At 63.6% G+C, this 6767-nt stretch carries 5 protein-coding genes and 2 pseudogenes; 2 read left to right on the top strand and 5 right to left on the bottom strand.

The features are described from left to right. Nucleotides 1-578 (bottom strand): annotated as a pseudogene (locus CKO42_RS25245) (DUF6399 domain-containing protein); the annotation flags it as partial. A gap of 204 nt (nt 579-782) precedes the next feature. Between CKO42_RS25245 and CKO42_RS25250 the strand changes: the two are divergent. Further along, a complete protein-coding gene (locus CKO42_RS25250; RefSeq protein WP_200251579.1) occupies nt 783-1760 on the top strand; it encodes a putative bifunctional diguanylate cyclase/phosphodiesterase in 978 nt (325 codons plus the stop codon). Nucleotides 1761-1810: 50 nt separating this feature from the next. Here CKO42_RS25250 and CKO42_RS25255 read toward each other — a convergent pair whose 3' ends face one another. Together CKO42_RS25255 and CKO42_RS25260 are read right to left on the bottom strand one after the other, a co-directional pair. Next, entirely contained in the window at nt 1811-3994 is a 2184-nt protein-coding gene (locus CKO42_RS25255) for a patatin-like phospholipase family protein (protein WP_200251584.1), read from the bottom strand. A 96-nt stretch (nt 3995-4090) separates the two neighbouring features. After that, nucleotides 4091-4579, bottom strand: coding sequence for a phosphoketolase family protein (locus CKO42_RS25260; RefSeq protein ID WP_338035007.1), 489 nt, complete (start codon nt 4577-4579; stop codon nt 4091-4093). A 94-nt stretch (nt 4580-4673) separates the two neighbouring features. On the opposite strand from CKO42_RS25260, the gene CKO42_RS25265 reads away from it, so the two are divergent. Next, the gene (locus CKO42_RS25265; RefSeq protein ID WP_200251591.1) at nt 4674-5402 is read left to right on the top strand and encodes a hypothetical protein; all 729 of its coding nucleotides are present in this window, start codon (nt 4674-4676) and stop codon (nt 5400-5402) included. A 244-nt stretch (nt 5403-5646) separates the two neighbouring features. On the opposite strand, the gene CKO42_RS25270 is transcribed toward CKO42_RS25265, so the two are convergent. Both CKO42_RS25270 and CKO42_RS25275 read right to left on the bottom strand, forming a co-directional pair. Then, nucleotides 5647-6534 (bottom strand): hypothetical protein, encoded by an 888-nt coding sequence (locus CKO42_RS25270; protein ID WP_200251589.1) that lies wholly within the window; start codon nt 6532-6534, stop codon nt 5647-5649. Between the two features lie 39 nt (nt 6535-6573). Then, a pseudogene (locus CKO42_RS25275) lies at nt 6574-6767 on the bottom strand (IS630 family transposase); the annotation flags it as partial.

The following is a 6767-nucleotide window of genomic DNA, read 5'->3' on the forward strand; positions in this document are numbered from 1 at the left end:
AGCAGTCCCTTGGCCTCATCGCTGATGCCTTGCACCACGGTGACCTTGAACCCCGCCAGCCCGCGCTCTAGCGCCTGGCTCCAGGCCGCTGCCGAGCGCGCTGCGCTCACCTGCTCGAGGAGGATGAAGTTCGAGACCGGTTCAATCGCCACCAAGCGCATGCCGTCCTGCCAGGTTTCGTCTTCGACGACGCTCAGCAGCCGATGCGGCATGGTCTTGGCTAGCACTTCGCGCAACGTGGTGGCACTGCTGACGATCTGCCGCTCCAGTTCCGCCTGGAACGCTTGCTGCGTGCCGTAGGAGGCACCGGTCAAGGCCGACAACCCGCTGAGCTCAAGAAAGTCGCAGACCACGCGCACGCCGGCGCCGCCTTGCTCACAGATACACCAGTGCGCGGCCATCTGCACCCGGCGCAGCCACTCCACACCCTCGGGCGTCTCGATGAAGTCCGCCAGCGCGGCCGGGGCCGCGGCCGATGTCACAGGGGGTGCGTTCCAGTGCCGCACGGTGCTACGTGCGAGGCTGGCACGGGTGATCGCCGCGCGTTGACTCTGCCCAGCCTGCTGCGCGTGCGCCACCGCCTGCCGATGCTTGGCGCGATCCAGGCGATCATGGATTGGCGTGGGGCATCGATCTGCACTAGAGTCAACAGCGGTAGGGGCATCGGGCAACGGCTTTTCCCTCGGTCAGTTTGCACTTCCAAGGGTACGCCGACCCGGCGCTCCTGCCACGCCTTCAGCGTGGTTGATCGCCTACCGGAATACTCAGTTTTGGACCAAGGGATGATCAAGGCCCCCCCGGTGATGATCGACGGCAGCCAGGTTGGAGCAACCGCCAGTATTGGCATCAGTCTGTACCCAGATGATGGCGACACCGAAGCGATGCTGTTGCGCAATGCCGATGCGGCCATGTACCGCGCCAAGGAAGAGGGTGGGAATACCTATCAGTTCTACACCGCGGAGATGACTGCTGCGGCCTTCGAGCAGGTCTTTCTCGACAATGCCCTGCGCGATGCCCTCGACAACGAGGAGTTTCGGCTGGTCTATCAGCCACTGGTCGATCTGTCGTCGCGTCGGCTGCTTGGTGTCGAGGCTTTGCTGCGATGGGATCATCCGCAGCAGGGCACCATCGCGCCGGCCAGATTCATCCGCATCGCCGAGCAGAATGGTCTGATCCGGGAGATCGGGCGTTGGGTCTTGCGCAGCGCCTGCGAGCAGGGCGGACGCTGGCTCAACAAGGGCTTTGAGTTCGGCATCATTGCGGTGAATGTCGCTGGCCGGCAGATCCATGATCGCGCCTTCGTCGCCGACGTCGAGCGCATCCTGACCGAGACGGGCCTGCCGCCGCAGTGCCTTGATCTTGAGGTGAGCGAGAATTTTGTGATGCGTCGTGCTGACCTTGGCGTGGAACGGCTCCAAGCCTTGAGATTGCAAGGTGTCGGCATTGCGATCGACGACTTCGGCACCGGCTATTCCTCACTCAGCCGCCTCAAACGGCTGCCGATCACCAAGCTCAAGATCGACCAAAGCTTCGTGCGCGATATTCCCGATGATCGCAACGACATGGCGCTTTGCGATGCGGTGATCGCGATCAGCCGATCGCTGGATCTGGCTGTGATTGCCGAAGGCGTGGAGACTGAAGCACAGGCGGCCTTTTTGCGCGACAAGGGCTGTGGCGCGGCGCAAGGCTATCTGTTCAGCCGTCCGGTCGCGCCCGAGGAGATTGAGCGGTTGTTTGCCGAGACTCAGGACGCGAGCTAGGCCGACGCCGAGTTGGAATCAATCCCTGACGCTAAGTCGGTCGGCACTCCCTAGGGTTTACCAAGGATGACATAGCCGGTGGTATCGCCATCGCCCGAGAGCCCGAGCCCGAAGTAGAAGGGGCCAAGCCAGGTGTCAGCGCCAAAGAATAGGCTGCTGCCGTAGCGGGTTTCTTCAGGACTTAGCTTCTCGTCGACCTCCCACAGCCGCCCGGCCTCGAGTGACGCACCGAGATAGAGGCCCTTGCCGAGCGGCGGCGTCAGTGTGGCGAGCTGATGCTGGTAGACCAGGCTGCCGAAGGCGTACTTGTTGCCGCGGAACTGCTCGTTGGCATAACCCGAGAGCTTGAGGAAGCCACCGAGCGGGAACTGATCGTAATAGGGCATCTCGTCGCCGAATGCGCTTCCGCCGCGCAGGTTCAGGGTCAGGGTGTTGGGTCCGCCGCTGATGGCCTTGCCGGCCAGGATCTCGGTTCTGAAGTACTGCACGTCGGCGCCTAGGGATTCGAGTGGCGCGAGTAGATCAGCCTTGATGTAACTGCCGCTGCGGGCCAGACCGCCACTGTCGCGGGTATCGTAGAGCAGGCGGCCGCGGATGCCCGTCTCGGTGTTCTGAACTTCGGGCACCTGGGACGAGCCGGTGTCCACGTTGGCGTCGACCTGACCCGCCAACAGGCCGACGCGGAGCTCAGCGAAGCGCCCGAAGGTGGTGCCAAAGTCCAGGCCGACGCGGTAGCGCGCGATGTCGTAGCGGGCGACACGGTCGTTGCCCTGGAAGACGCTGAGCGGCACCTTGCCCAGATCGATGTAGGGTGCGACAAAGGCGGTCCGCGCGGTATCGAACGGCTGGTAGAACTCCGAGAACAGATGCGGCTCGTTGCCCAGATTGATGCTGCTCAGCCATTCGCCGCCGAGCGCGTTGATCCAGGTCTGGCGATAGGTCGCGCGCAATCCGAACCGGCTGTCGCCTTCGAAGTCGTTGGTGAGGCCGAGGCCGAAGTTGAGATAGCCCGGCCCCCAAGCCTTTTCGACCGCGTCGACGATCAGCAGGTTGCGCCCATCCTCGCGCTCGATGCGATAGTTGACCCGCTCGAATTCCCCGCGCCCGTAGAGGCGGTTGAGGTCGCTCTTGAGCTGGCTGCGGTCGAGCGGCTGGCCCTGGTGCCGCTCTACCACGGGCTCGAACAGATCTGGATTCACCCGCTCCAGGCCGACGACGCGGACCTCGTCGATATGCTCGATCGGCTGGCGCCGGCGCTCGATCGACGCCCGCCAGTCGGCATACTCGGCCGGACTCACCCCCAGGCCAGCGAGCTGGTCCGAGACCTGACGTGCGGCCTCGACGCCGGTGGCGATGGCCTCTGGCCCGCGGTCGAAGTCGCCGGGTGTGATGTCACCGAGCTGTGGCCGGACCAGGATGTCGCGTCGGGGATCGATCTCGGCGAGCGACCGCGCCTCGTTCTGGGCGAAGACAAAGTTGATCATCTGCCCGAAGCTGCCCAGCACCGTGCTCAGCTGCTCGCGGCTCGGCGGGGTGGAGTCGAGCTTGACCACGATCAGTCGGTCGACGCCCATTTCGCGCGCGATGTCGACCGGGAGGTTACGCACCAGTCCACCGTCGACGTAGATCCGATCATCGGTCTCCAAAGGGGCGAACACGCCCGGGACCGCCATGCTCGCGCGCATCGCCAGCGGCAGTGGTCCCTGGTCGATGACGACCATCTCGCCGGTCTCAAGGTCGGTGGCGACGGCCCGAAATGGGATTGGGAGCTGATCGAAGTGCGCGACCCCCTCGGCACCGTTGGTCAGCTGACTCAAGTACAAGAGCACCTCCTGCCCCGAGATCGCCCCTTTGGGCAGGCGGAACTCGCCATCGCGCCGGCCGATGGCGAAGCCGAAGGTCGGGCGTAGGCTCTCCTCCTTGCGGCGCATGGGCCACTCGGCGCGCGGGGGATCATCGTCGAACAGCTGATTCCAGTCGACCGAGGTGACGGCTTCATCCATCTCGGCCGCGTTGAGGCCGGACGCGTAGCCGCCGCCGACCAGCGCACCCATACTGGTGCCGGCGATGGCGTCGATCGGCACGCGCAGCTCTTCAAGGACCTTGAGCACGCCGATATGGGCTGAGCCTTTGGCGCCGCCGCCGGCCAGCACCAGGCCGATGCGGGGGCGTGCGTCCGCATCCGTGGCGGTGAAGGCAGCAATCAGGCAAAGCGCGAGGATGACGAACTTCATGGTCTCTCCAGTTGTTGCATCGCTCTCGATCGATGCGATTCATTCCTCGCGACAGCCTAGTGCCGCAATGTGAAACTTCCGATCCCTATTGGCAGCCTACAACGGCCAGACCCAGTTGGCGATCTCCTCCGGGTCGGTTCCATGCCCGTGGGCATAGGCGAGGTGGCGAATGATCTCGTTCTTCATCTGCTCCTTGCGATGTGCTGCGCGTGCGGCTAGACCCGGCACCCAGTCGATGACGTCGATCACCAGCGTGAAGCGGTCGGTCTGGTTCAGGATTGCGAGCTCCAGCGGGGTGTTGATGTTGCCGCGCTCCTTGTAGCCGCGCACATGCAGCTTCTCGTGATTCTTGAACCGGTAGACGAGCTTATGGATCAGCCAGGGGTAGCCGTGGAAGTTGAAGATCACCGGCTTGTTGGTGGTGAACAGGGCATCGAATTCGCGCTCGCTGGAGCCGTGCGGATGTTCGCTTGCCGGCTGCAGTTTGTACAGGTCGACGACGTTGACGAAGCGCAGCTTGAGCGTTGGCAGGTGCTCGCGCAGCAGTGCGGTGGCGGTGGTGCCGGCGAGCCAGCCGATCTGCATCAATCGGCCCTGCGTTTGTGCGAGCGCCGATCGACCGAGTAGTATCCAACGAGCGAGATTGAGACCCAGATCGCGGATCGCGAGGAACAGAGCAATGGCTGCAGTAGTAGAACGAGTCGACCGCCTCGAAACGGCCCTTGCCGATTTTACGACCAGCGTTGGCATCGAGTTCAACAAGCTCTACAACGTCCAGATTCAGACGCAGAAGGGCCTCCAGCGGTTACAGGAGGAGATGCGCGAGTTCAAGGAGGAGATGAGCCTTTTCAAGGGTGAAATGGGCGCGTTCAAGGATGAGATGAGCGACTTCAAAGACGAGATGCGTGTCTTCAAGGACGAGGTGCGGGCAGATCAGGAGGCCAGCCGCCGTGAGCGCATTGAGATGAATCGCAAATGGGGCGATCTTGCCAACAAGCTCGGCACCATCGTCGAGGACTTGGTCTACCCGAGCCTGTCGCGCATCGTTCGGGAGACCTTCGGCGAAGAGCCCCGCGACATCGTCGTCCGCTTCAAGCGTCGTCTGTCCGACGGTCGTCGCGAGGAGATTGACGCCTTGGCCGTTACGGATGAGCTGATCGTGCTGAACAGCACCAAGGCGACCCTTCGTAGCGCCGACGTGGACGCTTTCATCCTGCAGATCGAGCGTTTTCGTGAGTTCTTCCCAGAGTACGCTGCACTGCCCGTCGTGGGACTGCTGGCGACACTCAGCGTGGACAACAGTGTCCTACGCTACGCCGAACGAAACGGCTTTCTGGTGGCTGCCGTTGGCGAGGAGGTGATGGAGCTGAAGAATCGCGCTGACTTCGAGCCGCGGCGCTGGACTTGATGCTCGCTGCTTGAGCGCCGCCAGCATGCGCTATGCAGCAGCTGCTCCGGCGATCAAGCTCTAGCGAGGCGATGCCTCAGTCCGACGAGATAACGGCGCTCCGTTGCGAAGCCCGCGTGTTGCTCAGAGGCGGCCAAGCGCCGAGGGCCGCCGCGCAGCACCATCGCGCAATGTCGGCCCTAGGCCTTTGGCGCTCGGCCCTATGCCTCCACGGTCGATTGATCGAGACTTGATCGGTCGCGTGTCACAGGTACCGCTCGGCGGCGGTGACGAGATCCTCGCGGTGGGGCAGATCGCGCGTGGCGATCAGCACCGGCAGCAGGCTGGCGCGCTCCCCGCGGGCGCTCTCCAGCTCTTGGAAGACCATCTGGCGCGCGGATGGGTCGCTGCGGTCGAGGCGAATATTCATCGGGCTCAGGCATAGCTCGACCTCCTGTTTGCGGAGCTGCTGCTCCGCCGTTGCCAGCCGCTCGGCGACGATGTCCAGATGCAGCTTCAGTACGTCTGCATGGGCGCCGAGCGCCTGCAGTTGTTGAGCGAGGCTGTCGAGCTCGGTCTGCAGCGCGGCCTGCTCGGTGCGGCTCGCCTCGGGCGTATCGAAGCTCAGGCTGCCGCGCTTCATCGCCTGCAGCTGGCGCTGGAGTAGATCACGCTGGCGCTGCAGATCATCGCGCTGCATCCCGGTCTCGGCGATTTGACCCAGGGCTAGCACCAACAGGTGATCGAAGGCGCGGCGCTTCAGTAAGCGCTGGCACTCCTCCGCGCTCGCTTGCGGCTCTAACAGGTGATGTCCCGAGAAGCTCACCGAGACTTGAGCCACGTCGCGCCGCACCTGATCGCCGATCAGGTCCATGCCGAGGATGTTGCGCTCCGTGCGGCGCGCCAGGAGCAGGGCGCTGATCTGCTCGGAGCCCCGGTCCTCGGGGCCGGAGCGGTAGTCGGTCAGTGCCCGATCGCGGCTGAACAGCTGCAGCATGTCCTGGATTGAGGCGAACAGGGCGGCGAGTCGGACGTCGTTGCGATAGCCGTCTGGCCCAGCCGCCAACGGGGCTGGGAAGCCATCGACCAGCGTCACCACATGGTCGATCGCATGGATCACCGGCTCACGCAAGCGCTTGCGGTAGCCTGGCACTAGTGCTTTGCTGTGAAAATCCTGATACCGACCAGCCAATCAAGCCGCGAGTGGCTTCCCGGTATAGGTCCAGCGAAACGGCTTGGCCAGCTTGTCGTTGAAGAAATCAATGAAGTTGGCGAGTTTCTCATGAAGATCATCGACCGAGAGGAAGTTGCCGCGGCGGATCACTTTGCGCGCCAAGATGGAGAACCACATCTCGATTTGGTTCAGCCAAGAGGCATGCTTGGGCG

This window comes from Lamprobacter modestohalophilus (assembly GCF_016583905.1).
Taxonomy (GTDB): Bacteria; Pseudomonadota; Gammaproteobacteria; order Chromatiales; family Chromatiaceae; genus Lamprobacter; species Lamprobacter modestohalophilus.